This is a genomic window from Chitinophagaceae bacterium C216, assembly GCA_028485475.2.
Classification (GTDB): Bacteria; Bacteroidota; Bacteroidia; order Chitinophagales; family Chitinophagaceae; genus Niabella; species Niabella composti.
On the sequence record CP144143.1, the window covers coordinates 3,024,382 to 3,049,518 of the forward strand.

General features: G+C 39.9%; 19 protein-coding genes and 1 tRNA gene. 8 read left to right on the plus strand and 12 right to left on the minus strand.

The genetic code is table 11. The annotated features are described in order from the left end of the window. The first annotated feature begins 166 nt into the window (after positions 1 to 166). The 4 genes from PIECOFPK_RS13050 (at position 167) to PIECOFPK_RS13065 (ending at position 7,479) form a co-directional block, all read left to right on the plus strand. On the plus strand, positions 167 to 775 hold the full coding sequence (locus PIECOFPK_RS13050; RefSeq protein ID WP_330973834.1) for a tRNA-(ms[2]io[6]A)-hydroxylase: 609 nt from the start codon (positions 167 to 169) through the stop codon (positions 773 to 775). Between the two features lie 329 nt (positions 776 to 1,104). Beyond that, positions 1,105 to 2,307, plus strand: coding sequence for an ROK family protein (locus PIECOFPK_RS13055; RefSeq protein WP_409966089.1), 1,203 nt, complete (start codon positions 1,105 to 1,107; stop codon positions 2,305 to 2,307). 97 nt (positions 2,308 to 2,404) lie between these two features. After that, a complete protein-coding gene (locus PIECOFPK_RS13060; RefSeq protein ID WP_409966090.1) occupies positions 2,405 to 5,536 on the plus strand; it encodes a SusC/RagA family TonB-linked outer membrane protein in 3,132 nt (1,043 codons plus the stop codon). 17 nt (positions 5,537 to 5,553) lie between these two features. Then, the gene (locus PIECOFPK_RS13065) at positions 5,554 to 7,479 is read left to right on the plus strand and encodes a SusD/RagB family nutrient-binding outer membrane lipoprotein (RefSeq protein ID WP_330973831.1); all 1,926 of its coding nucleotides are present in this window, start codon (positions 5,554 to 5,556) and stop codon (positions 7,477 to 7,479) included. A 63-nt stretch (positions 7,480 to 7,542) separates the two neighbouring features. Here the strand turns inward: PIECOFPK_RS13065 and PIECOFPK_RS13070 are convergent, their stop codons facing one another. The 8 genes from PIECOFPK_RS13070 to PIECOFPK_RS13105 all read right to left on the minus strand — a co-directional run bounded on the left by PIECOFPK_RS13070 (position 7,543) and on the right by PIECOFPK_RS13105 (position 13,227). Then, a complete protein-coding gene (locus PIECOFPK_RS13070; RefSeq protein WP_330973830.1) occupies positions 7,543 to 8,154 on the minus strand; it encodes a DNA-3-methyladenine glycosylase family protein in 612 nt (203 codons plus the stop codon). Positions 8,155 to 8,188: 34 nt separating this feature from the next. Beyond that, positions 8,189 to 8,737, minus strand: coding sequence for an NUDIX hydrolase (locus PIECOFPK_RS13075; RefSeq protein WP_330973829.1), 549 nt, complete (start codon positions 8,735 to 8,737; stop codon positions 8,189 to 8,191). A 9-nt stretch (positions 8,738 to 8,746) separates the two neighbouring features. Further along, complete coding sequence (locus tag PIECOFPK_RS13080) at positions 8,747 to 9,190, minus strand: FKBP-type peptidyl-prolyl cis-trans isomerase (protein ID WP_409966091.1); 444 nt, start codon at positions 9,188 to 9,190, stop codon at positions 8,747 to 8,749. Positions 9,191 to 9,345: 155 nt separating this feature from the next. Further along, positions 9,346 to 9,657 carry a hypothetical protein gene (locus PIECOFPK_RS13085; RefSeq protein ID WP_330973827.1) on the minus strand — a complete coding sequence of 104 codons (312 nt, stop codon included), beginning with the start codon at positions 9,655 to 9,657 and terminating at the stop codon, positions 9,346 to 9,348. Positions 9,658 to 9,794: 137 nt separating this feature from the next. Then, the gene (gene der / locus PIECOFPK_RS13090; protein ID WP_409966092.1) at positions 9,795 to 11,105 is read right to left on the minus strand and encodes a ribosome biogenesis GTPase Der; all 1,311 of its coding nucleotides are present in this window, start codon (positions 11,103 to 11,105) and stop codon (positions 9,795 to 9,797) included. A gap of 58 nt (positions 11,106 to 11,163) precedes the next feature. Then, the gene (gene era, locus PIECOFPK_RS13095) at positions 11,164 to 12,039 is read right to left on the minus strand and encodes a GTPase Era (RefSeq protein WP_330973825.1); all 876 of its coding nucleotides are present in this window, start codon (positions 12,037 to 12,039) and stop codon (positions 11,164 to 11,166) included. Between the two features lie 135 nt (positions 12,040 to 12,174). Beyond that, a tRNA-Met gene (locus PIECOFPK_RS13100) sits at positions 12,175 to 12,246 on the minus strand. Positions 12,247 to 12,297: 51 nt separating this feature from the next. Then, on the minus strand, positions 12,298 to 13,227 hold the full coding sequence (locus tag PIECOFPK_RS13105) for a DUF1080 domain-containing protein (RefSeq protein WP_409966093.1): 930 nt from the start codon (positions 13,225 to 13,227) through the stop codon (positions 12,298 to 12,300). 97 nt (positions 13,228 to 13,324) lie between these two features. Between PIECOFPK_RS13105 and PIECOFPK_RS13110 the strand changes: the two genes are divergently transcribed. Next, the gene (locus PIECOFPK_RS13110; RefSeq protein ID WP_330973823.1) at positions 13,325 to 13,810 is read left to right on the plus strand and encodes a cytidine deaminase; all 486 of its coding nucleotides are present in this window, start codon (positions 13,325 to 13,327) and stop codon (positions 13,808 to 13,810) included. A gap of 18 nt (positions 13,811 to 13,828) precedes the next feature. Here PIECOFPK_RS13110 and folB read toward each other — a convergent pair whose 3' ends face one another. The 3 genes from folB to PIECOFPK_RS13125 form a co-directional block, all read right to left on the minus strand. Further along, entirely contained in the window at positions 13,829 to 14,185 is a 357-nt protein-coding gene (gene folB, locus PIECOFPK_RS13115) for a dihydroneopterin aldolase (protein WP_330973822.1), read from the minus strand. An 8-nt stretch (positions 14,186 to 14,193) separates the two neighbouring features. After that, positions 14,194 to 15,138: a thioredoxin-disulfide reductase gene (trxB, locus tag PIECOFPK_RS13120; protein ID WP_330973821.1), complete on the minus strand. Its 945-nt coding sequence runs from the start codon at positions 15,136 to 15,138 to the stop codon at positions 14,194 to 14,196. A gap of 158 nt (positions 15,139 to 15,296) precedes the next feature. After that, on the minus strand, positions 15,297 to 17,408 hold the full coding sequence (locus PIECOFPK_RS13125; RefSeq protein ID WP_409966094.1) for a prolyl oligopeptidase family serine peptidase: 2,112 nt from the start codon (positions 17,406 to 17,408) through the stop codon (positions 15,297 to 15,299). A gap of 166 nt (positions 17,409 to 17,574) precedes the next feature. Here PIECOFPK_RS13125 and PIECOFPK_RS13130 point away from each other — a divergent pair, with 166 nt between their 5' ends. Further along, positions 17,575 to 18,795 (plus strand): 6-phosphofructokinase, encoded by a 1,221-nt coding sequence (locus PIECOFPK_RS13130; protein WP_330973819.1) that lies wholly within the window; start codon positions 17,575 to 17,577, stop codon positions 18,793 to 18,795. Positions 18,796 to 18,934: 139 nt separating this feature from the next. Continuing rightward, positions 18,935 to 20,416, plus strand: coding sequence for a pyruvate kinase (gene pyk / locus PIECOFPK_RS13135; protein ID WP_409966095.1), 1,482 nt, complete (start codon positions 18,935 to 18,937; stop codon positions 20,414 to 20,416). Between the two features lie 477 nt (positions 20,417 to 20,893). Here pyk and PIECOFPK_RS13140 read toward each other — a convergent pair whose 3' ends face one another. Continuing rightward, entirely contained in the window at positions 20,894 to 21,904 is a 1,011-nt protein-coding gene (locus PIECOFPK_RS13140; RefSeq protein ID WP_409966096.1) for a RimK family alpha-L-glutamate ligase, read from the minus strand. Between the two features lie 2,254 nt (positions 21,905 to 24,158). Between PIECOFPK_RS13140 and PIECOFPK_RS13145 the strand changes: the two genes are divergently transcribed. Further along, a complete protein-coding gene (locus PIECOFPK_RS13145; protein ID WP_409966097.1) occupies positions 24,159 to 25,133 on the plus strand; it encodes an aldo/keto reductase in 975 nt (324 codons plus the stop codon). Positions 25,134 to 25,137: the final 4 nt, after the last annotated feature.

A 25,137-nucleotide genomic window follows, 5' to 3' on the forward strand; every position in this document is an offset into this window, starting at 1 on the left:
CCTGTCGTTTAAGGCGGCAAAGGTAGGAAAAATTTTGAAATACATGCATCTTTTTTTTCAGGCTTTTGTAGAATTCATACCAAAATTTCTTCGCTCTTTTACCTTATACCTTTGAAGCAACTGATTATCATCTTAATCTTCAGATATAAATGATATTTTTGCCCTCATGGATTTGAGTCAGGATACTAAAAATATTTTGGGGTTACAACTACCCACAGATCCCCGCTGGGTTAATCTGGCCGAAATTTCGTTGGAGGCCATTCTTACAGATCATGCTTACTGCGAGCAAAAAGCCGCCACCAGTTGTATCTCCCTCATACAAAGATACAGTGATAAGGAAAAACTAGTGATAGAATTAGCCCCTATTGTCACCGAAGAATGGGGCCATTTTAGGCTCGTATTACAGGAAATTCACAAACGTGGGCTGAAACTGGGCAAGCAAAGAAAAGACGAATATGTAAATGCACTCATTGATTTTCAATCAAAAGGAGGACACCCGGACGATCGTTTTCTTGATCAATTGCTGACCATGGCCATGATTGAAGCGCGCAGCTGCGAACGTTTTAAAAGATTAAGTGAGGGATTGAACGATCCTTATCTGGCCAAATTTTACCGTCGTTTTATGGAAAGCGAGGCAGGACATTATACTCTTTTTATTGATCTGGCCGAAACCTATCTTCCTAAGGAAAAAGTTCGCAAACGCTGGGCCGAATGGCTAGAGCACGAAGTAGAGATCATGAAGCAATTGGAAATTAGAGGAGATAGAATACATTAATAAGCATTATACATTATTATGTAGGTAAGCCCCTTGTTAGAAATCTGACAAGGGGTTATTATTATTTTAAAAGTATTAGCACCGTCCCTACTTGACAAAACTCTGCTGATATCCATCCCTCTTCCCTATAGAACATACAGCGTATCTCACATTTCAGAATTATTAGCTACTCATAAGCAAACTAAAAGAACCTTACAAATAAATGAATTACAATAAAAAAGGTAATACACTCCCCCTAAGTTAATAAAAATTTTAAAAAGTTTTTTTTGTTTTTACAAAATCATAATATTTTTATACTAAGTTTTTAAAATATTGCTAAAGTTATTTTGATGATTGCCGGCGCAATTCCCAAGAAACAACGATTATACAATGAAATATTGAAGCAGCTATTCTTCAATAAGGTATTATCATGTGCCGATTTAAGCAGTCGCATACACAAAAGCATTCCCTTAACCACACAATACCTCAACGAACTCATTCAGCATAAACTGGTAGTGGAAAGTGGCTACGCCGAATCGACCGGCGGTAGAAGACCTTTGATGTACAGCATTAAAAAAAACGTGTTTTACATTGTGGCTGTTGCAATGGACCAATTGGTTACCCGCATAGCTCTAATATCGTCGGACAATACCATAGTGGGTAAGGTTGAAAAGTACGACTTGCCGCTAGCCAATCATCCAGACGCACTCAACACACTTATTACACATCTTAAGTGCTTCATCAATGAAGCCGGAGTGGCTCCATCAAAGATTATTGGCATTGGCATCGGCATGCCTGGATTTGTAGATCCGGTAAGAGGTTTAAACCACACATTTCTCCCTTGCAAAGAAGGTTCTATTATCAGCAATGTGGAGAATGCGCTACATATTCCAACATTCATTGACAACGACTCTAGTCTTATTGCTTTAGCAGAGCTAAAATGGGGCGCTGCAAGAGATAGGCAAAACGTAATGGTATTAAATATTGGCTGGGGAATAGGATTAGGGATTATCGCAAATGGAAAGCTATTTAGAGGGCACGATGGCTTTGCTGGAGAGTTCAGTCATATCCCTTTGTTTGATAACAACAAGCGGTGTAGCTGCGGCAAATATGGATGCCTCGAAACAGAAACCTCCCTACAGATAGTAGTAGAAAAAGCTATTAAAAAGCTAAAAAACGCTAGTAATAACACACTTCTATCTTCACTTCGTAAGGAAACCACAGAAGAAGCTGCTAAAAAAATCATCGAAGCCGCACAAAAGGGCGACAAGTTTGCCATCGAACAGCTATCGGCATCGGCTTACAACATAGGCAGAGGGGTGGCTATATTGATTCACTTGCTGAATCCAGAGCTTATTGTAATTAGTGGCGTAGGTTCCAGAGCCGGTAAAGTGTGGATTGCCCCCATTCTGCAAGCTATTAACGAACATTGTATTCCCAAGCTTGCAGAACACATCGATATTCAAATCTCATCACTGACATATAATGCTGAGATCATTGGTGCTGCGGCACTAGTAGTAGATAATTTCGATAAAATATCCCGTACCCTGTGAAAGCTTAATTACTAAGCCTGCTGCAGGGAAAGATATATTCATTCACGGCGTAGAAGGACTAAGACGCCTTTATTTATTAAAAATTAAAATGGCAAATATGAAAACAAGAATGCAAAGAATGCTGCTTGCTTTGCTGCTGTGCTGCACTTCGCTACTCAGCTACGGACAGCAAAGAACGATAACGGGTACAGTTATCGACGAGCAAGGGAAAGCCGTAGCGGGCGCTACAGTGGCAGTAAAAGGTACTAATGTTGCAACAGCTACCGATGATGCAGGAAACTTCAGCATCAATGCTACAAGTAACGTTCTGGAAGTGTCGGCTGTAGGCTTTGAAACAACACAAGTAAATATAGAAGGGACAACATCTGTAACTGTTGTGCTAAAAGCAGGAGCTATAAAAGCCGAAGAAGAAGTAGTAGTTACAGCTCTGGGAATTAAACGTCAAGCTAAATCTCTAGGTTATGCCGTACAAGAAGTCAAAGGAGAAACGCTGGCCGGCATGAAAGAAACCAATATTACCAATGCCTTAACAGGACAGGTTGCCGGTTTGCAGATCATGCGTTCTTCCAACGGTCCTGCCGGTTCTTCTAAAATACTCCTCAGAGGCTTTACATCGCTAACCAACGATAACCAACCCCTCATTGTGGTGGATGGCGTTCCAATGAACAACTTTGTAGGACAAAGCAATTCCGACTACTGGAATCCTTCATTAGATATGGGTAACGGTTTGTCGGATCTAAATGCAGAAGATATTGCCAATATATCAGTATTAAAAGGCCCTTCTGCGGCTGCGCTATACGGTACACGTGCAGGTAATGGGGTGATTTTGATTACTACTAAAACCGGTCGCGCACAAAAAGGATTAGGTATCAGCATCAATTCTTCTGTGGGCTTCGAAAATCCTTTTATGATTCCCGACATGCAAAGCGCGTTCGGTCAGGGTAGTAATGGCATCTTCGACCCTGCTTCTTCCTCAAGCTGGGGACCGAAGATTGAAGGTCAGCCAGTAAAGAACTGGGATAGCACTACCTCACCAATGAGAGCATATGACAACATTCATAACTTTCTAAAAACTGGTATTATTTCTAACCAGAATATCTCTTTCCAACAAATGCTGGGTAAAATTTCATTCTACTCTTCTTACAATCGCGTAGATAATACCAGCATGATTCCTGGGGCCAAGCTTATCAGAAATAATATCATGGCGCGTACTACAGCCAAATTGGGAGAGGCCGAAAAGTTTACTATTGATGCAAAATTGCAATACAATAATACTCAGGCTAAAAACAGACCCATGAGTGGAGTAAATGACAACAACGTATTTAGATTGTTGAATTTATTTCCCCGCTCTCTTAACATCACTGACTTTAGAAATCCATTAAACGAAGCAGGCAATATGCGGTGGTATGGCTCAGGTAATGGTGTAAACCCCTACTGGGCTGAAAAATACAATCTCAACGAAGATATAAGAGATCGCTTTTTGCTGAATGGAAATATTAAATATGAATTCACTGATTGGTTAATGGGTGAGATTCGCGTGGGTACTGACATGTATACAACCAATACTGAAGCAAAAACTTATGCAGGAAGTCCGCTGGTAACCAATGGTCAATACCGCATGGGAAAAGATGTGTTCCAGGAAACCAACTATTCGGCCATGTTTACTGCCAAAAAAGACAATTTGTTTGAAAAAATTGGCGGACAGTTAATGATTGGTGGAAATCTCATGGATCAAAAAACCAGCGGTCTAAGTGCCACTGCGTCACCACTAGAAGTACCCAACCTGTTTGCTATCACCAACGCAATGGGCAATCCGAGCATTACTCAGCAGTACACTCACAAAAAGATCAACTCTGTATTTGGCTCCGGACAACTGAGTTACGATGGGGTCCTGTTCATCGACGCGACATTCAGAAATGACTGGTCTTCTGCTTTGAGCGAATTCAACCGTTCATTCTTCTATCCATCAGTAAGTGCATCGTTCGTTTTCAGTGATCTGATTAGCAGAAACAAAGATTTACCCAGCTGGTTCAGCTATGGTAAACTGCGTGCTTCTTACTCTTCTGTAGGTAACGACATGTTCCCTTACCAATTATTCAACACCTATACTATTAGCAAAGACCCTAACGGAGTAACGAATGCAGGAACCAATAGTATCTATTTTAGTGATAGCGTAAAAAATGAGTTAATTAAAAACGTAGAGCTGGGTACCGAGCTACGCTTTCTTAAAAATCGCTTAGGTATCGACTTTACTTATTATAAATCGAATGCTACTAATCAGCTGATACGCCTACCTCTCGACCCAATGAGCGGATACTCCTTTAGAATGATTAATGCGGGTAACATTCAAAATCAGGGTATAGAGCTGGTCATCAACGGACAGATTTTACAAAGCAGTTCTGGATTAAACTGGAGCTCTACATTGAACTTCTCCAGAAACAGAACCAAGATTGTAGACCTTGCTGATCATTTGGGTGTCTCAAGATATCAGATCGGGGGATATGATGCTTTAAAAATCATGGCCATTACCGGTAGCTACTATGGGGATATTTACGGAAGCCGTTTCAAACGTGTCACCGATCCTAATAGCCCCTATTACGGACAGCTGATTGTAAGATTTGACAACGGTTTACCTCAAGTAGGTGAAACAGATGCTAAGCTGGGTAATCAACAAGCCGATATGCTGTTGGGCTGGAGCAACCAGTTCCACTATAAAAACTTCTCTTTTTCATTCTTAATTGATGGCCGTTTCGGAGGTGAAATATTCTCTGCTACCAACTACTTTATGCAAACAGCCGGTACCGCTGCTGCTACAGTCGTAAATGGCGAAAGAGCTCCGTTTATCGTAGATGGCGTAACTGAAGTAGTAGTAGATGGAGTGGTTGTAGGTTACGAAAAAAATACAATTGCCGCCAATCCTCAACAATACTGGGGCTCTCTTGGTGGTGGCAACCTAGGCATTCATGAAAGAAACGTATATGATGCCACCAACATTCGTCTAAGAAATGTTCAGCTTAATTACAGACTTCCTAATACATGGGCAAACAAAATTGGCATGCAGGGAGCTCAGATAGGAGTATCATGTAATAATGTATGGATGATCAAGAGCCACATGAATGGAGTAGATCCAGAATCTGTCTTCGCTTTAGGCACTAATGCAGTAGGATTTGAAAATATGGCTCCTCCTACATCCAGAACATTTTTCATCAACTTATCTCTGAACTTCTAATCTTTAAAAAACGAATCATGAAACATAAACAATCAAACAAGCTGATCATTGCTGCTTTGCTGATGGTGGCAGCTGCATCATGTAAAAAGTTTGATGCGATCAATACCAATCCTCTCGCAGCTAACGAGGATCAGGTACAAGTAGAATACTTAATTAATAGTTCTATTGTAGGAGCACAGATGGATCCGGATGTCGCAGAACGCTCTTTTATCCTTTACTGGAAATCAGGTGGCCGTCAGGGTTATGAAGGAGGAACATTGGAAGACGGATATGTGAATGATGGGTGGACTACAGCCTATTTTAATAAATCTGCAGACTGGCAAAATAAAATTAATAGAGCTGTTAAAGTAGGAGAATCTCAAATCTCCAATGGCACCGCTAAATTGTATACATCTAACCTTATTCAAGTTGCCCGAATATGGAGAGCCTACTTGATAACAGAGTTTTCGGACAATTTTGGACCAGCTCCATTGAATGGGTTTGAAGGGACAAATCCCACCTACAGCCCTGTAAAAGATGTATACTACTTTGCCTTGGCTGAACTCAAGGAAGCTGCTGCGCAAATAAATCTTTCCGTAGAAAGTCCTTCATCGCTCAATAATGAAAAAATCGCATGGAACTATAAATACAACTGGGAACAATGGCAAAAATTTGCCAACTCCCTCCGTATGAGATTAGCTATGCGTCTCTCGGAAGTAGATGCAGCGAAGGCCAAAGCTGAATTTGAAGATGCCGTAAGCGGTAGCAAGGTGATCTTAAATGCTGAAGATATGTTCAGCGTAATAGAAAACAATGGCTGGGATGATCTTACAGGTGTGATGACCAGACAATGGAATCTTCAAATGCTGACCGCTTCACTAAATAATATCTTCACAGGTTTGGGAGGTATACCTTCGGCAAATCAAGGGCTTCCGGCTGCCGCAGTAGCCAAGATTAAACCAGCAGATTATATTGGGTTAAAATTTGCTAATCACTATACTACTAAAACCAATGACCCTACCGTAGGATATTGGCTTGATGGCTTACCCAACATTATCGATCCTCGTGCTTATAAAGCGTTTATTATCCCTGGATGGTTTAATAACCCTGATTTCTGTAACTATCCTACCTGGGATAACACTTCTACCACTACCAGTAGAAACCTGTTGGATGATAATGGAAATGTCATCAAAACAATTGATGCAGCCTATACCTGGAATGCCATCACCACAGGTAACTGGGGAAGAGTAGGCTCCAAAAATCAGGTAATCGGCTTTAACGGTACCACTCCTACCCTTGCTATGCGTTTCAGAAACGGAACCAACAGAAGAATATTCTTCGCTCCGTGGGAAACTTACTTCCTGATTGCCGAAGCAGCAGTAAGAGGCTGGACAGTACCCATGTCTGCTAAAGCAGCTTACGAAGCTGGCATTGCAGCCAACTTCGAATACTGGGGAGTATCACAACATCTCTCAGCCTATCTGGCTTCTACCACTTATAGTAGAACCGGCACTTCTGTAAACTGGGAGCATACTACCGAGCCCGGCGACAGTTATACTATGAACTATGTGGATGGATACACAGGCGCTGCCGGAACCGTACAGATCAAATATCCCGTAAACAACCTGTACAAAAATGGAACAGTAAGAAATGACCATCTTACAAAAATCATCACACAGAAGTTTATATCTATGCTTCCTTACCTTCCTTTGGAAGCTTGGAATGATAAACGTAGACTGGGATTACCTTTCTTCGAAAACCCAGCTATTGAAATTCCACTGGATGATGTTCCTGCTTTAACAGAAAGCAATTACATGACCAGCAAAGTAGAGTTCTTCCCTCAACGACTGAAATATCCGGGTTCATTACCTGCAGCCAATAAAGTAGGTTATGAAAGCGCTCTACAAGCATTAGGAGGAGAAGATAAAGTGCACACACCATTGTGGTGGGCCTTAAAACCATAAAAAGTACCCTTTGCAAAATTAAATGAGCCGCTGTTCAGCGGCTCATTTTTTATTTATAACAAATTACATCGGAACTAAAGGTGCATCACGATACCTCCACAGATAACGGCAAGCATAAGTACGATAGGGTCTCCATCGCTCTGCAATTGCTTCCATTTTCGATGCTAGCTCTTGCTTATTCGCATACTCTATATTGTACAGCTCTATCATTGCTTTCTGCAAGCCTAAATCTCCAACTGAAAACACATCTTCCCTACCCAATGTAAACATCAGCAACATTTCTACGGTCCATCTACCTACACCTTTTATCTGCGTTAATAGCTCTACCAGCTCTTCATCGCTGAGTTTATGAAGCTTGGCATCCGTCAGTTTATTCTCAATAAAGAATCGACAAACGTTTTTGATATAAGATGCTTTCGAATTCGACAACCCCACACTTTTGAATGCCTCATCAGTAACGGATAAGATATCTTCAGGACGCGGGTTACGCTTATTAAATAACTGCATGAAACGAGCATAGATTACGGCAGCTACTTTTGTGCTTAGTTGCTGACTGATAATGGAGGCACACAGGTGCAAATGAATGTTTTTCTTTCTTTCTAAAACATAGCCCCCCTGTTGCTTAATAAGCTTTTTTAAGATAAGGTCTTTGCTTAAATGCTTACGATAAGGCATAAGTTAGCAGTACTTCGGGTTTATGCGGCTACAATTACACTTCAAGTTCACCTAGCTTCATCAATGCATACAACATACAAGTTACATGCATGGACTGTATAAATTCATTATTGCGGAACATTTGCTTAAATGTTTCCAAATCCATCAACGCTACCCGAATTTCTTCATTCGGATCTAAATGTTGGTCACTTGTCTTTCTACCGCCGGTAGCTAGAAACATGTGCATCCAGTTATTATTCGTGGACGGATTCGCACAAGTCTTGCCCAAGTACTCGAAATGGGAAAATTCATATCCTGTCTCTTCAAGCAATTCACGTTTTATAGCATCTTCCAGACTGGCATCGTCTTCATCCACGCAACCACCGGGAATTTCCCAGCACACTTCGCCTATAGCATGACGGTACTGTTGCTCCATAATCACCTTATTATCTTCTGTAAGCGCGAAACAGGTCACCCATGTAGGAAACTCATAAACATAATAGGGGTCTACAATTTTCCCTTCGGGAGTCCTGCACACATCCTTGCGTACTTTAAACCATAGGTCATTAAATAGCTGTTCGGATTTTATGACTTCCCATTTCATAGCGGCTTATTATCTGTTTACTTTTAACAGCTCCACTTCAAACATTAATGTGGCGCCCCCTGGAATATCAGGACCGGCACCTCTATCTCCGTAAGCCAAATCGGAAGGAATCCACAACCTCCAATGGCTGCCCTCTTTCATTAAAGGAATGGCAATTTGCCAACCTTTTATTAGCTGTGTTAAGCGAGCTGTAAACGGCTGATTCCTTTTAAAAGAACTATCAAACTCTTTTCCGTTAAGCAACGCACCTTTGTAATGCGCAGTAATAGAATCTGATAATACAGGCTGAATTCCAGTTCCTTCTTTAATGACTTCATACTGTATGCCGCCTTCCAGTTCCTTCACGCCCTCTTTGTTTTTGTTATTTTCCAAAAACGCACGTCCTTCCTCTTTTTGCTTTTCTATTTTTTCCATAGCAGCCTTTCTCAATTTTTCCTGCAAACTCATATTCATATTGCTAATATTTCCCCAAAAGTAGTTTTTTATGCAGGCTTAAAAAACTTTATACTATCGATATTTTCCACAACTGTACCTACCATACATAAAAAAAGAGCAAACCTATGTTTGCTCTCAGTATTCACAATAATCTTCAGCTATAGCTTTAATTCTTATTTTACTCCTTCAGACTCTGCTTTGGCTGTACTCTTTATCTTTTTTGCCTCTTGCTTTATTTTATTTACCCCTTTATTAGCAGTCTCTGTCAGCTCTTGAGCATGTTCCTTTATTTTAGTCTTTACATGCCTCCAGTCTGCCTTTAGCGAATCGCCTAATGAGGCCAAGGTGGTATCTACTTTTTTTTCATGCTTTTTAGCTTCTTGAGACAACTGTACCTTATTGGTCTTTTCAACATTTTGGTTTGATGAGCTATTGTTACAACCGATTAAACTCAGAATAACTAAAAACAAAAACAATCCTCTCATGTGCTTAAAGTTTTAAATCAACCACATGAAAATGTCCTACTTCTATCCTGTTTAAGGATTAAAAGAGGGCACTTCATTACCGGATACTACTTATTGTTAATCCCAATAAATACCTAATGGTAATCCTTACTTATCAATTATTTTTTTCTAAAAAATAATCGCACTGGCACCCCCCTAAAGTTAAAGTTTTTACGCAATTGATTTTCCAAATAGTTTTTATAAGGCGCTTTGATATCGTCAGGGAAATTACAGAAGAACGCAAATGAAGGTACTTCCGTAGGCAGTTGTGTAACAAACTTAATTTTGATGGAGTGTCCCCGTACTACAGGCGCATGATGTGCCTGAATTGCTTTTAGCATTATATCATTCAGTTGAGCCGTAGACACCTTGCGTTTACGGTTTTCATACACCTCAAGCGCAGTTTCCATCGCTTTAAAGATGCGTGTTTTTTTCAATGCCGAAATAAAAATTATCGGTACATCGTTAAAAGGCGCCAACCGTTTTTTTAATTCCTGTTCGTAATCTCGGGCAGTATTGGTATCCTTTTCTATGAGGTCCCACTTGTTTACCAACAGCAGTAGCCCCTTCCCTTTACGTGCGGCAAGGCTGAAGATGTTTAAATCCTGCGCAGTCACTCCTTTTTCGGCATCGATGACCAGCAAACACACATCGGCCTCATCAACCGCTTTGATAGCCCGAATTACAGAATAAAACTCCAAATCCTCATGTACACGAGATTTGCGGCGAATACCTGCCGTATCAATTAGTATAAATTCTTTCTGAAAAAGATTGTAATAAGTATGAATGGAGTCGCGGGTAGTACCGGCTATATTACTAACTATAGTCCGCTCCTGCCCCACCAGTGCATTTAACAATGAGGACTTCCCCACGTTAGGTTGGCCAATGATAGCGAACTTGGGTAATGCCTCTTTTTCCTCTACTTCTTTTTTATCTTCTGGTATTAATTCTGTAAGCGCATCCAAAAGTTCACCTGTACCACTTCCACTAATCGAAGCAATAAAAAATACCCTTTCAAATCCTAGGCTATAAAACTCTGTAGCGTCTAGCATGCGCTCAGGGTTATCCACTTTATTCACGGTAAGAAAGACAGGCTTCACACTTTTGCGCAGCACATCAGCCATTTCTTCATCCAGATGCGTAACACCTGTGGCAGCATCAACCAGAAACAAAATAGCATCGGCCTCTTCCACAGCAATCAATACCTGCTTGGCAATTTCTTTTTCAAAAACGTCTTCACTACCGTGAACAAACCCTCCCGTATCAATCACATTGAAGGATTTGCCATTCCAGTCGCTGACGCCGTACTGTCTGTCGCGCGTTACGCCGCTTACATCGTCGACAATCGCCTTACGTTGTTCCAGCAGGCGATTAAACAATGTACTCTTTCCTACATTTGGTCTGCCGACTATTGCTACTGTAAAACCCATCGCATTAAAATTTTAAATCGTATAACTCACTATTCTTAGCCCCCTATTCTCCCTAACGTTATATGCCGTATCCGTATTCTTTCAGCTGCATATCATTATCTCTCCATTTCGGACGCACTTTCACAAAAAGTTCAAGAAAAACCTTGCGATCTAAAAAAGCCTCGATATCTGCGCGCGCCAATGTGCCAATCTGCTTAATCATCTTCCCCTTTTCGCCAATGAGTATCATCTTCTGTGATTCTCGTTGTACAATAATATCTGCTACGATTTTTGTGAGTGTTAGTTTTTCCTTGAACTCTCTTATCAACACAGTTGTATGATACGGAATTTCATCCTGTGTGAGTTCATATATTTTTTCACGTATTAGCTCACTGACAAAAAACTTTTCGGGGAGGTCACTGATACTCTCGCTGTCATCATAAAATGGAGCCCCCTCGGGTAGAAATTCCAAGATAGGCTTAAAGAAGGTTTCGTACGCAACCCCTTTCCAAGCTGAGATAGCAATAACTTTTTTAGCATAATCTTTCTGTTCAAAAAAATTTATCGCCTCCTGCACTTTGGCCGCATCGGCCTTATCGACCTTATTGATAGCAACAATAGCAGGCACTTTAAGTTTTAGTCCTGAAAACAGGGTATCATTCTCTTCCCAGTTATCATTTACATCTACTAAAAGTATCGCTACATCGGCATCTTCCAGAGCATTCTTTACACTCTGCATCATCTTTTCATGAAGCTTGTACTGAGGCTGGATTATTCCGGGCGTATCACTGAAAATAATCTGATAATCCTTCTCGGTGAGTATGGCTTTAATACGATGCCGAGTTGTCTGTACTTTGGGAGACACAATAGCTAACTTTTCACCCATTAATGCATTTAATAGGGTGCTTTTCCCGGCATTGGGCTTCCCGAATATGTTTACAAAACCTGCCTTCAAGACGCTCTGCTATGGTTGTTTTTGAATCTTTTATTATGGCTGATTTTTGACTAAAATCAAACTATATAAAATCAAAAAAGAAACCTTCAACAAAAAAAGCCGCTCACTTTAAAGCGAACGGCCTTAATACTTTAGTTGCGAAGCCAGGGATCGAACCTGGGACCTTCGGGTTATGAGCCCGACGAGCTACCGCTGCTCTACCTCGCGGTGCAAATATAGCACATTTTGGCAAAGCAGCAAAACGATAACCCAATTTTTTTATTTCGCAGGTGTAATTACGATACTTCTGAATTCGACAGGACCATGGTCGCCTTGTAGATAGATAGGTCCGGGCGCACCTTCATTACTATCTAAAGCCCCTCCTGTAATCCCCGGAATTTCCTGATTAGAGATAACTGTTTTACCATTTGCTACCACAGTAACCATTCTGCCTACCAAGGTGATATCATAAGTTTGCCATTCGCCAGGGCCTTTGGAGTTGATTTCGCTCGGAGTTAAGAAACCGTAAATACCACTAAATAATACACTTGATGGATGTTCCGATTTATCACTATCCATTATCTGCACTTCATAACGGCCGCGCAGATATACACCACTGTTGCTACCTTTGGGGTATCGAAACTCGATATGTAATTTAAAGTCTTCAAACTTTTGCTCGGAAATAAGATTCGCTCCGGGCTTAACATTAACCAGAATTCCATCTTTCACCTCCCATCCGTTTTTGCCGCCAACGGCTTTCCATCCGGTTAGGTCTTTACCATTAAATAATTTGATAGGCGCACCCCACTGCGGCGCTTTATCTCTTTTCAGATAAGGGGCTCTTACACCCTTCCAGTTATATTTTTTACCATTAGGGTATACCATGGTACCCTCGATACCATTCGCAGATAATGTTCCTTCTACCACCAAATTATTGGGCTCCGTTTCCCATTGTGGAGGTATGGCAAAAGAGAATTTTCCGTTTTCAAATTTTACTTCCGAAATCGGACGAACACTACCACTTTCACCCACGAAATATCCCACCAGGGTTTTAATACCTGATAACTTTACTTCCAGCCATGAAGGCACCTGTTTTCCGCCTTTGTCTACGGTAATATCCCATCTTCCAATCAAATCTTTTGCATCCGATGCCAGAGCGGCGATGGACAGCAATACTGCAGTTGATAAAACAAATAATTTTTTAATCATGTACTTTCCCTTTTTAAGAATTGAATGACTACAAATATAATTTTTTTAATCGCTGTGTAGTCAACATTAGTATCTTTAATTATAGAATACGCACACAATGAAGGAAAAAATTTATCAGTTCGCTTACACCATTGTTGAAGATAGAGGTGAATTAAGTGTGGAGGATGCAGCATTACTGCAGCAGGCTGAGGAATTTATCGGAACGGCTTATGCGCCGTACTCTCGATTTCATGTAGCCAGTGCTGCTAGGCTGGCTAACGGACAAATTGTAAAGGGAACAAATCAAGAAAACGCATCCTTTCCTGTGGGTATTTGCGCCGAAAGAACATTACTGTCTACCGTAGGGAGTTTATATCCCAATGCAATAATTCATACGATGGCCATTACCTATAAACCTGCAGATGGCGTAAGCAATACACCTATATCACCGTGCGGATTATGCCGTCAGTCATTATTGGAATATGAAAACAGGGTAAAACATCCCATACGCTTACTACTGGCCGGTATAGAAGGTCCTGTATATATTATTGAAAGCGCAAAAAACTTACTACCCTTTGCTTTTAGTAATGAGGATTTGAAATAATGTGGGGACCGATAGTGATTAATACTCCTTTTCAATTTCTACCCCCACCCTGCCCTGAAAATTAGCCAGTGGCATATGCAGCTTGTATAGACTCATCTTCAGCTTGGCTACTTGCGGAAATTGATTTTTAATTTTCTCGGCTAGTTCAGTTAAAAATGTTTCCAACAGCGCACAAGGATGTGTCATTTCAATTTTGACAAGTTCATATATAGCCGCATAATTAATGGTCTGATCTATATCCCTAATAACCGGGTGTGTTGAGAAGAATGAGACCGAAATATTCAATTCGAACTCATTCCCCAACTTTCTTTCTTCTTCATATAACCCGTGATAGGCGAAGAACTTCAGCTTTTCCAGATGTAAGGTTATAAGCATTACTGAAGTTATAATCCTTTTTCACCCAAGTATCTTTCTGCGTCCAATGCAGCCATACAACCGCTACCCGCTGCAGTAATGGCCTGACGATAAATTTTGTCCTGCACATCACCTGCGGCAAATACGCCTTCCACATTGGTTTTGGTAGTACCGGGAATTGTTTTGATATAACCGGTTTCGTCCATTTCCAGATAATCCTTAAAGATCTCAGAATTGGGCTGATGTCCAATTGCAACGAAAAATGCGCTTACCGGAATTTCGGTTATCTCACCGCTTTTGTTATTTCTTACACGCACACCTGTTACTTTATCCTCACCCAATACATCTTCGGTTTCGGTGTTAAAGTAAATCTTAATATTGGGTGTATTACGTACCCGTTCTTGCATCACTTTACTGGCGCGCATTTCATCGCGACGCACAAGCATATGCACCGTGCTACAAATCTTCGATAAGTATAATGCTTCTTCAGCGGCCGTATCGCCGGCTCCTACAATGGCGACTTCTTTACCTCTGAAGAAAAAACCGTCGCATACCGCGCAAGCACTTACACCAAATCCATTGAGGCGCTGTTCGCCAGGTAATCCCAGCCATTTAGCTGAAGCGCCGGTACAAATAATTACAGCATCCGCTTCAATCAACTTTTCATCATCAATCCATACTTTATGCGGATGACCTGAAAAGTCCACTTTGGTAGCGATACCATAGCGAATGTCCGCTCCCATCCGCTTGGCCTGCTTTTCAAAATCAATCATCATTTCAGGCCCCTGAACTCCCTCAGGATATCCGGGATAATTCTCAACTTCAGTAGTAATGGTTAATTGTCCTCCCGGCTGTAATCCCTGATACAAAACAGGTTTCAGATTAGCACGCGCAGCATAAATCGCGGCCGTGTAACCTGCAGGCCCGGAACCTATAATCAGACAATGCACTTTTTCGATATTCTCATCAGCCATATAAAAAATATATTTAACTATTTACAAAAATAGAGGGAAAAGGTTTAGTATCCGATCCAAGGGGTTAAAACCAGTATCAAGTTGCCCTCGCAACCTTTTACCTCTGTTTAAATATAAATTAAAATATAACCCGCTAACAAACTGTTCCTTCAAGTAGCTTATTGTTCTCTGAAAGGCATACCCAAGTTGTACATGGTAAATGCCCAGATATCTGCAGCTTCTTCAATCATCTTGCTGGTAGGTTTTCCGGCTCCATGCCCGGCATTCGTTTCGATACGAATAAGCACCGGATTAGCACCTTGATGATATTCTTGCAATCGAGCCGCAAATTTAAAAGAATGAGCGGGTACTACGCGGTCATCATGATCGGCCGTAGTAATTAATGTAGCAGGATAAGCTACTCCTTTTTTCAAATTATGATAAGGAGAGTATTTATATAAATATGGAAAATGCTTAGCTGAGTCGGCACTACCATATTCCACTACCCAACCCCAGCCTACAGTAAATTTATGAAAGCGCAGCATATCCAGTACACCAACCTGAGGAATAGCTACTTGGAACAGCTCCGGGCGCTGGGTCATCACAGCACCTACTAATAACCCACCATTGCTACCCCCGCGTATGGCTATCTTCTGGCTATTAGTGTATTTATTTTCTATCAGATACTCTGCTGCAGCAATAAAATCATCAAATACATTTTGCTTATTGAGCAACATACCTGCCTTATGCCACTCCTCACCATATTCGCTACCACCACGAAGATTCACTACTACATATATACCTCCCTGCTCCACAAAAAATGTATTACTAACACTGAAGCTGGGAGTCATAGGAATATTAAACCCGCCGTAACCGTAAAGCAATACGGGATTGGAACCGTCTTTCTTAATTCCTTTTTTGTAAGTTAGAAACATAGGTACTTTAGTACCATCCTTACTGGTAAAAAACACCTGCTCTGTTATAATATCGGAGGTATTGATTTTAATTTCTGTGGTTTTATATAGCTCAGATTTTCCGGTGGCTATGTCATATTTATATATGGTAGGCGGCGTGGCAAAAGATGAAAAACTATAATAAAACTCCTTATCATCCTTTTCGGCGCCGAAGCCGCCGGCAGTACCAATACCCGGGAGCTCAATTTCGCGAATCAGCTTACCACTATAATCATATTGAAACACTTTACTAGAGGCATCTTTTAGATAGCGGGCAAACAAATTGCCACCTCCGGTACCTACACTTTCCAGTACTTCTTTTTGTTCGGGAATTACAGTTTTCCAGTTTTCGCGGGCAGGATTTTGGGGATCTACCAGTACCACCCGATAATTGGGAGCCTGATAATTGGTTTTTAGCAATAAATAATCACCATGACTATCCACCACATCCGACTCGGTATCAAAACCTTTTACCAATAATTTAAACTCCTTATCATTAGCATTTTTCAGATCGCGATACCAGATTTCACTACCACTGGTACCTTCGGAAATACTCAAAATGAGAAAACGCTGGTCCTCGGTAAGACCACAACCGAAATAACGCTTAGGATGCTCCTTATCTTCATAAACCAGTACATCCTCTGATTGTGGTGTACCTATTTTATGATAATATACCTTCTGATATTCATTGGCCTTGCTCAGTTTAGAGCTTTCATCGGGCCTGTCGTAAGCACTGTAATAAAAACCTTCATCTCCCTTCCAGGCAGCACCACTAAATTTGGTCCACTCTATTTTATCGCTCAGCAGTTTTTTGGTCTTCACATCCATTACAAAGATTTCTCTCCAGTCGCTTCCCGCTTTCGAAATGGCGTAAGCAGCCAGTTTACCTGATTTACTGAAAGATAGCCCGCTTAATGCAACAATGCCTTCTTTACTCAGCGTATTAGGATCCAGAAATACTTCGGGTTCGTCGTTCAGATCCCTAGTCCGGTACAAAACCGATTGATTTTGTAATCCATCGTTCTTGAAATAATAATACCAATCGCCTTTTTTAAACGGAGCACCGAATTTGGGATAGTTCCACAGCTGTTCTAGACGGCTTTTTATCTTATCCCGAAACGGAATCTGTGCCAGATAAGCGTTGGTTACCTTATTTTGTTCGATCACCCATTTTTTAGTTTCTTCCGCATTGTCATCCTCTAGCCATCGGTACGGATCCTCTACTTTAGTTCCAAAATAATCCTCTACCACAGCCTCCTTTCTTGTCACCGGATACTGAATTTGAGCACATACTTCCATAACTGTAAGAATCAATATAAAACTTAATATTTGTTTCATGGTGTTTAGGTTTAAAAATTGTCCAAACGTACAGAAAATATCGGCTTATGCTCCATTAAATATTTTGCATATTATCCCCATAAAAACAAAACATTTATAGTGTTTTATTCACACAAAGTAAAATTTAATATATTTGGAGCTTATTATTTTTAATAATTACCAAATTATGCAAGAAAGTATTTTAATTTTAGCTGCCGGCGGTCCGGCTCCGGGTATTAACACTGTTATCAGTTCTGTTTCGAAGATTTTTCTGAAAAGTGGATACAAGGTGATAGGCCTGCACGATGGCTACAAAAATCTTTTCACAGGTAAAGCATCCACCGTTGATATTGATTTTGAGTTGGCCGACACTATTCTGACTCGCGGAGGCTCCGTGCTGCGTATGAGTCGCTACAAACCCAAAGACGATGAATTCAAAACCGATTTCTTCGTTAACAACAATGTAAAACTGCTGGTTACCATTGGGGGTGATGATACCGCTTCTACGGCTAACAGAATTTCTAATTTCTTAACAAAGAATAATTTCCCTATACAAAATATCCACGTTCCCAAAACTATCGACAATGACCTTCCACTGCCTGATGGTCAACCCACTTTTGGTTATCAGAGTGCTACCGAAGAAGGTGTAAGAATCACCAAAACCGTGTATGAAGATGCAAAAACATCTGCTAACTGGTTTGTGATTTCTGCAATGGGACGTGAAGCAGGACACTTAGCTTTTAGCATTGGCGCATCCTGCCATCTGCCTATGATTGTAATGCCTGAAATGTTCAATAAGGCAGAACTAAACTTCGACAACATCATCAGGCTGATTATTTCTGCGATTCTGAAAAGAAAAATATTGGGCATTAACTATGGTGCCGCAATCGTAAGTGAAGGCATTTTCCACTTCATGAGTGATGATGTGATCAAATCAAGCGGCATCCAATTTACTTACGACGCACATGGACACCCCGAACTGGGTAACGTAAGTAAGGCTCATATCTATAATGTATTGTTACAAAATAAGCTGAAAGAGTTGGGTCTGGACATCAAATGCCGTCCGGTAGAGCTAGGTTATGAATTAAGATGCTTACCTCCAGCGGCATTTGACTTACAATACTGTACTCAACTAGGTACCGGGGTAAAGAAGCTGTTTGACCAAGGTCTTACAGGCTGTGTGGTTACCGTAAACAATAAAGGTGAAATTGCTCCGTTATTCCTGAAAGATGTAACTGGCGAAAACGGTAAGGTAAAAACCCGACTGGTAAATATTGAAGACCCCAAAACCAAGATGGTTCTGGAAGACAATCTTCAATATCTCACCAAAGATGATATCGAAGCTGCAAAACAATACGTGAAGAATCCTGAAGAATTCGTATTCTCAACAATTTTAGGTTGGGAATAATCCATCCTATTGCTTAAGAGCTGCAAGATGCAGCTCTTAAGCTTTTTAACACGAAAGAAGTGCTGAAAGACTCTATTAGAACTTATCTTTAATAAAGATATTCGGCAATTACAGCCCATTTTAAACATATAAACTAATCATGGCAAAAAAAACAGCAGCAAAGAAAACTACCTCGGGAAACGCAGATGATACTTTTTGTAGAACCAAGATTGTTGCAACCGTAGGACCGGCCTGCAACACTTACGAAAAACTGCGTGACCTGGTACGTGCAGGCGTGAATGTGTTCCGTTTGAATTTTTCTCATGGCACACATGAGGAAAAGAAACAGATTATTGAGTACATCAGAGAAATCAACAGAAAAGAGAAAACGCACGTAGCTATTTTAGGAGACTTACAAGGTCCTAAACTAAGAGTAGGTGAGATCGAAGGTGGCGGCATGTCTGTAAAGCCCGGCGACAAATTCTTATTTACCAATCAAAAAATCATCGGCAATAACAAAAAGCTCTACATCCACTACCCTAACTTCCATAAGGATGTAAAAGTTGGAAACAAAATAATGATCGACGATGGCAAACTGGAAGTAATCGTCACCAAAATTCTGCCGAATAATGATGTGGAGGTAGAAGTAATACTGGGAGGCTATATTTCCTCCAAAAAGGGTGTCAACCTGCCGGATACACAGATATCATTACCCGCGCTTACGAAGAAAGACTTGGAGGATCTGAAATTCATTATGAAAGAACAACTTTGCTGGGTTGCGCTTTCATTTGTTCGTCGAGTAGACGACATCAAAAAACTGAGAAAGATCCTCAATAAAAATAATTGCAAAACCAAGATCATTGCAAAAATCGAAATGCCGGAGGCAATTCCTAACATCCGCGACATCATCAATGCTTCCGATGGTGTGATGATTGCCCGTGGGGATCTTGGGGTGGAACTTCCTGTAGAAAAAGTTCCGCTGATTCAAAAAACAATTATTAAAAAATGTATCCATCGTGCTAAGCCAGTAATTGTGGCTACTCAAATGATGGAAAGCATGATCGACCGTACCAAACCGAACCGTAGTGAGATTACTGATGTTGCCAATGCCGTACTGGAAGGCGCAGATGCGGTGATGCTGAGCGGCGAAACCGCCACCGGTAAACATCCTACACTGGTAGTAGAAACCATGCGCAAAATCATACTGGAAATTGAGCGCGCTGAGTACAATTACGACTTAGATGAAGTACTACAACCACAACCCCATTCTCCTACTCTTACCAGTGACGCCATTTGTTACAATGCATGTAATCTAGCCAAGGATGTATCGGCTAATGCATTGATAGGTATGACACAGAGCGGCTACACTGGCTTTATGCTGAGCAGCTACCGCCCCAAAGTACCTTTATATGTATTTACCAAACATGAGGGTCTGATTAATCAGATGAGTTTAGGATGGGGTATACGTGCCTTCTTATATGACGATGAAAACAGAGATCTGGATACCATTTTCTCTGATCAAATCGCGATACTTAAGAAAAAAGGTTACCTAAAAAACGGTGATATAGCAGTAAGTACAGGAAGTACCCCGGTGCGTTTGAAATTACCGACCAATACCATTAAAATCACCCGAATAGAATAAGGAATCATTATTAATAATAAAAACCGTCTCTAATTTAGAGGCGGTTTTTATTTACATATAAACTCAATAGAATTGCTATATTATGAAATACATTCACACGTAATGTATGTTCATTTAGATCCTGCAATTGGTAACTTCCATAAAAATTACACACAGCTTATTGTAAGGTTTTTGCATATACGGCCTCTAGTAATACTATATCCTCCAGCTTTCCCCCCTCTCTAGATTTTTGTAAATATGATATAGTATTTCCAACAGCGAGATGTACTTATTCTAATGCAAAAGCTGAGTTTAAACTCTCTCTAGGATACATAGATCAATTCGTAAGATCTATAGTAAAAAGACAACTGTCACACGGAGTAAACTTTAAAATTTGTACAGTGCTCCCACAAACTGATACTTTACTTAGTAAGGTTAGTATCTGTTGATGAAGTTCAGGGAAAACTTAAGTACGTGAAATGACTATTAATGGTGTTTCTATTCAATAATAGAGTCGTAAAGATTTTGAACCATCCATCCGTAGGGATTGAATGATCCGGGATGAAATTGTAAGTCATCTGTCCAATATCCTTTACATTTACTTGACCCAGTAGTTCCAAAAGCATAACTCATTTCAATAATCAATGGTTTATTATCTTCATCTCTAATAAAATCAAACGCAGCAGACTGTAATTTTAATGTTTTAGCAACATCAAAAGCAACTTCTAACATACTATCAGGTAGCTTCTCATATAGAAAACTTGAACTACCTGAAGCACGGAAGTCATTCTTTCTATTTAAACGTTTCATTCCATATGCATACTTTTGTCCAATAACTATAATTCTATAATCACCGTCATTATTAGGTATAAACTCTTGAAAGTAGGCATAGCCTCTTTCCGGAGGCATATTTTTAGCATAATCTGTTGAGATGAGCATTCTTCCAAAAGATTTTACTACTTGTTTTAATGATTTAGTACCAGATTTGTATTTCTTAATGCTGTCTAAAAAATATGCCATTCCATCAAATTGTTTAAAGCCTTTGCCAAAGGCTTTATTGATGAGCTTGATACATTCCGATTTTGTTCTCACCAATTTCACGTTGGCAGAACCAGCCCCTCCTTTTAACTTAAATACTTTTGGATAGGTTGTTTTATTAGCCCATTCGATAGCTTCTTTTTTATCATAAAATACATAACTTGGCACAAGGGGCGCACCGATTGCTTCAAGCAAGTATTTTTGCGCGACCTTATCATCAAAATGCCAACCCGTATTAAAATCCGGAAATACTTTTATCCCTGCATGCTGAAGAGCAGATAGAATTCTCTTTGCAGCGATAACATCTTTGTAACTATTGTGATGATGATGCCACATTAATGCTTTGCATCCTTCCAATTGTTTTACAATATTATTGTCGAAACAGTTGACCAGCTTATAAGAAATATTATTTGCTTCACAATATGCAATCCATCTTGGCGCAAAATTTCCGGAATTATGAATAGCGATCATTGGTATTTGTTGTTATTAAAAAGATTGAATTTATCAAATTTATACTATAAATAATAGACACAAATATACACACAGGCAAGAGTAATACTAATTCAATACCCATTAAACTTTCTTGCCCAAAGATCATCCCATATTGCATATACACTGAATATATTATATAGTTTTAATTTTGAGCATCTGGGCATTTTTTAAACATTTGTATACGGTATTTAAGACACACTCATCTAAAGTATAAACCTATTTACTGCCTTATCTTAATTAGCTTGATAAAAAGCTATTAAACGAGTTAGGGAAGTGGATTGTATATTTTTACATAGCACTTTGATCCCATTAAGTGCCTCTAGGATGATGGACGAACAGTATGAATGGTTAGGTCAGTATCCCCATTGCTTCATACTTTCTTAAATTTTTCTTTGAAGATAGTTCGGGGCTACTTTAAATTTAAGCTTACAAGATTTTCAACATCTCTTCAATAGCATCAGCCTCCAAAATGTTCGACCCAGTACATAATTACTTACACTAGTTCCCCCAAGCCTGCATTTCCTCTGATAATGCATATATAGCATTTGAATAAAGTTTCGACGAGGCATATGGATTTCGTGCGACCAGATACTGATTATCTGCATATAGTCATTTGACAAAAATTTTTGCTACAAAAGCATCGAACTTTGTTTGTCTTAAAGTCAAGGCCAACTCATGTTAGTATTTATCTTACCCTCCTTGTGAGTGCAGTGTTAACAATATGCTTCTGTCAGTCTAATCATCCGATAACAACATGATCACACCTTCATCTAATGATAGTTTAGCAATATTTGAAATAACTACTTTCCTCAATTTATTTTCGAGCACATTAGTGAGTTCAGACGGTTCAGATCTGATGCTTTGATGTCAATTGTGGTTGCTGTGAAAGAGTTTTTTATTTGCTTATCTTAAGATTGTAAGGAGCCTATACATCCTGAACTGCATCCAGGTAATGACACCCTATTTGAACTGAAAGCCTTGAATAAAGTATAGTATAACAAATCGACTACTGGGAGCTATAAAATAAATTATTACCAATGTTGTACCAAATGTTACGAATTCCTACACGTCCGTATATAAATGAATATCGGTATCAGTGTTTAGAAAAATGGCATAACTTGCCTTAAAATCATTGAGTTTTTTTTTCAACCATTCAGTATTACCACAGTTTCCCATGCAATTCGAAAGGCTTTGGGGTTAAGTTATTGGGGGGGGTAAATAAATACTGCTCTAGCTACTTGGTCTTTATGAGTGAGCGCTCATACCTCTGGCACTATATTGTCAGGGATGATACGAGGTTCTATCTTGCAAATACGTGAAAGCTCTTGTTTAGTAATTAAATCCCCTCGCTCATATATAAAATAAGAGACTTAGACATTAGGTCTTTACGCTTAAATTTTTATAGAAAATTTCAAACTTCTGTTCAATCTCAAAACAGTTAAATTGCATAAAACTTAATTATCGGAATAGGTAAGAAAGCTAGGTCATCAAGACTAAAGCCAAAGAAGTTAGCGGCTTTATTCTCTAGCATTGATACAGTGCATTTGTTCCATTAGTTTTGCTATCACTAGAGTACCTCATTGCCAAGTTGCTATCTACAACACTATTCCAAAACTATATCCGAAGTTAAGTTGACGAAAAAGACACGAAAAAATAATGCAATGTCTTTGCGATACAAATGACCATTGAGGCATTAATCCCGAGAGCAGTAAATAATTCAGCGAATAGTCAAATGTCCTGAATTAAAGTTCTCCTCCAATAAACCGCAACTATTCTCGCAATTCTATTGCATAAGCATTTTTCCCACTCATAAGCGACACTCATTTTTGAGTATGGGCAATGTTATATTCTACTCTAATGCCACTCAATTTATTAAAATGCAATCAAATCTCAAAAATCATGGCGCCATATGGATTAAATTGGCAAGCACAACGTAGGATTATATTTTCAATTCTAAAATGAGATCCAAATGTCATGAAGGTAAACTTTATTTTCCTAGATTCAACGTCAGCTTAGATGCCTCCAATTTTGCTCTTCACTTCATGTAACCGAATGAATGCGTAAGATTTGCATTGAGAACGTTGTTGTCAACTGTTGTTTTAATGTCCCTCATCATTATGTGGTATGTATTAATTTACCAACCTTAGTCTTCAATCTAACTAAGCAAATAGGGAATTAGACTAATTCTTACGTGCCCCCCTGTCGCACCTTTGTTCTATAAAAATTAAAACACATGAAAAGACAACTTGGAACAAACGGCCCCCTCGTATCCGCAGTAGGATTAGGCTGCATGGGCATGTCCGGCGTTTATGGACAAAGCAATGAGGCAGATGCCATTGCCACAATAAAAAGAGCTCTAGAACTGGGACATAATTTTCTAGATACGGCTGATTTCTATCATGCTGGCCACAACGAAATGCTTATAGGAGAAGCTATTTCGGGGATAAGAAAGCAAGCATTCCTTTCTGTAAAAACAGGTATGATGATGTCTCCCTCAGGGTATAGCCGAGTAAATGGTCGCCCGGACTATATCCACAATGCAGTAATGAATAGTTTACAACGGCTTAAGACTGATTACATTGATTTATATACGCTAGCGAGAGTGGATCCTACTGTCCCCATTGAAGAATCTGTAGGTGCCATGGCCGATCTTGTCGCTAAGGGTATTGTCCGTCACCTTGGGCTTTCAGAGGTATCAGCAACAACCATTCGCAAAGCGGCTCGCATACACCCGATAACTGCAGTGCAAACAGAGTATTCTCTCTGGACACGCGATATTGAAGCTGAAACTTTGCCTACTATAAGAGAGCTAGGAATAGGCCTTGTAGCATACTCTCCGCTCAGTCGAGGTTTTTTAAGCGGCACCATAAAAAAACCTGAAGACATCGAAGATCATCGCAGATTTATGCCCCGCTTTCAAGGAGAAAACTTTTATAAAAACCTAGAATTGGTAGATAGAATAAAAATATTAGCTAACAAAAAAGGCTGTACGCCTTCCCAATTAGCTATTGCGTGGGTTCTTGCCCAAGGAAATGACATCATCACAATTCCAGGCACCAAGCGCATTAAATATCTGGAAGAAAATATTGCAGCAGCAAATATTCAGCTCACCTGGGAAGAATTGCAAAGTATAAATGCCATAATACCACCCAATATGGTAGCGGGCGAGCGCTATCCGGAGAAGTTTATGAGTATGTTAAATAAATAATTAT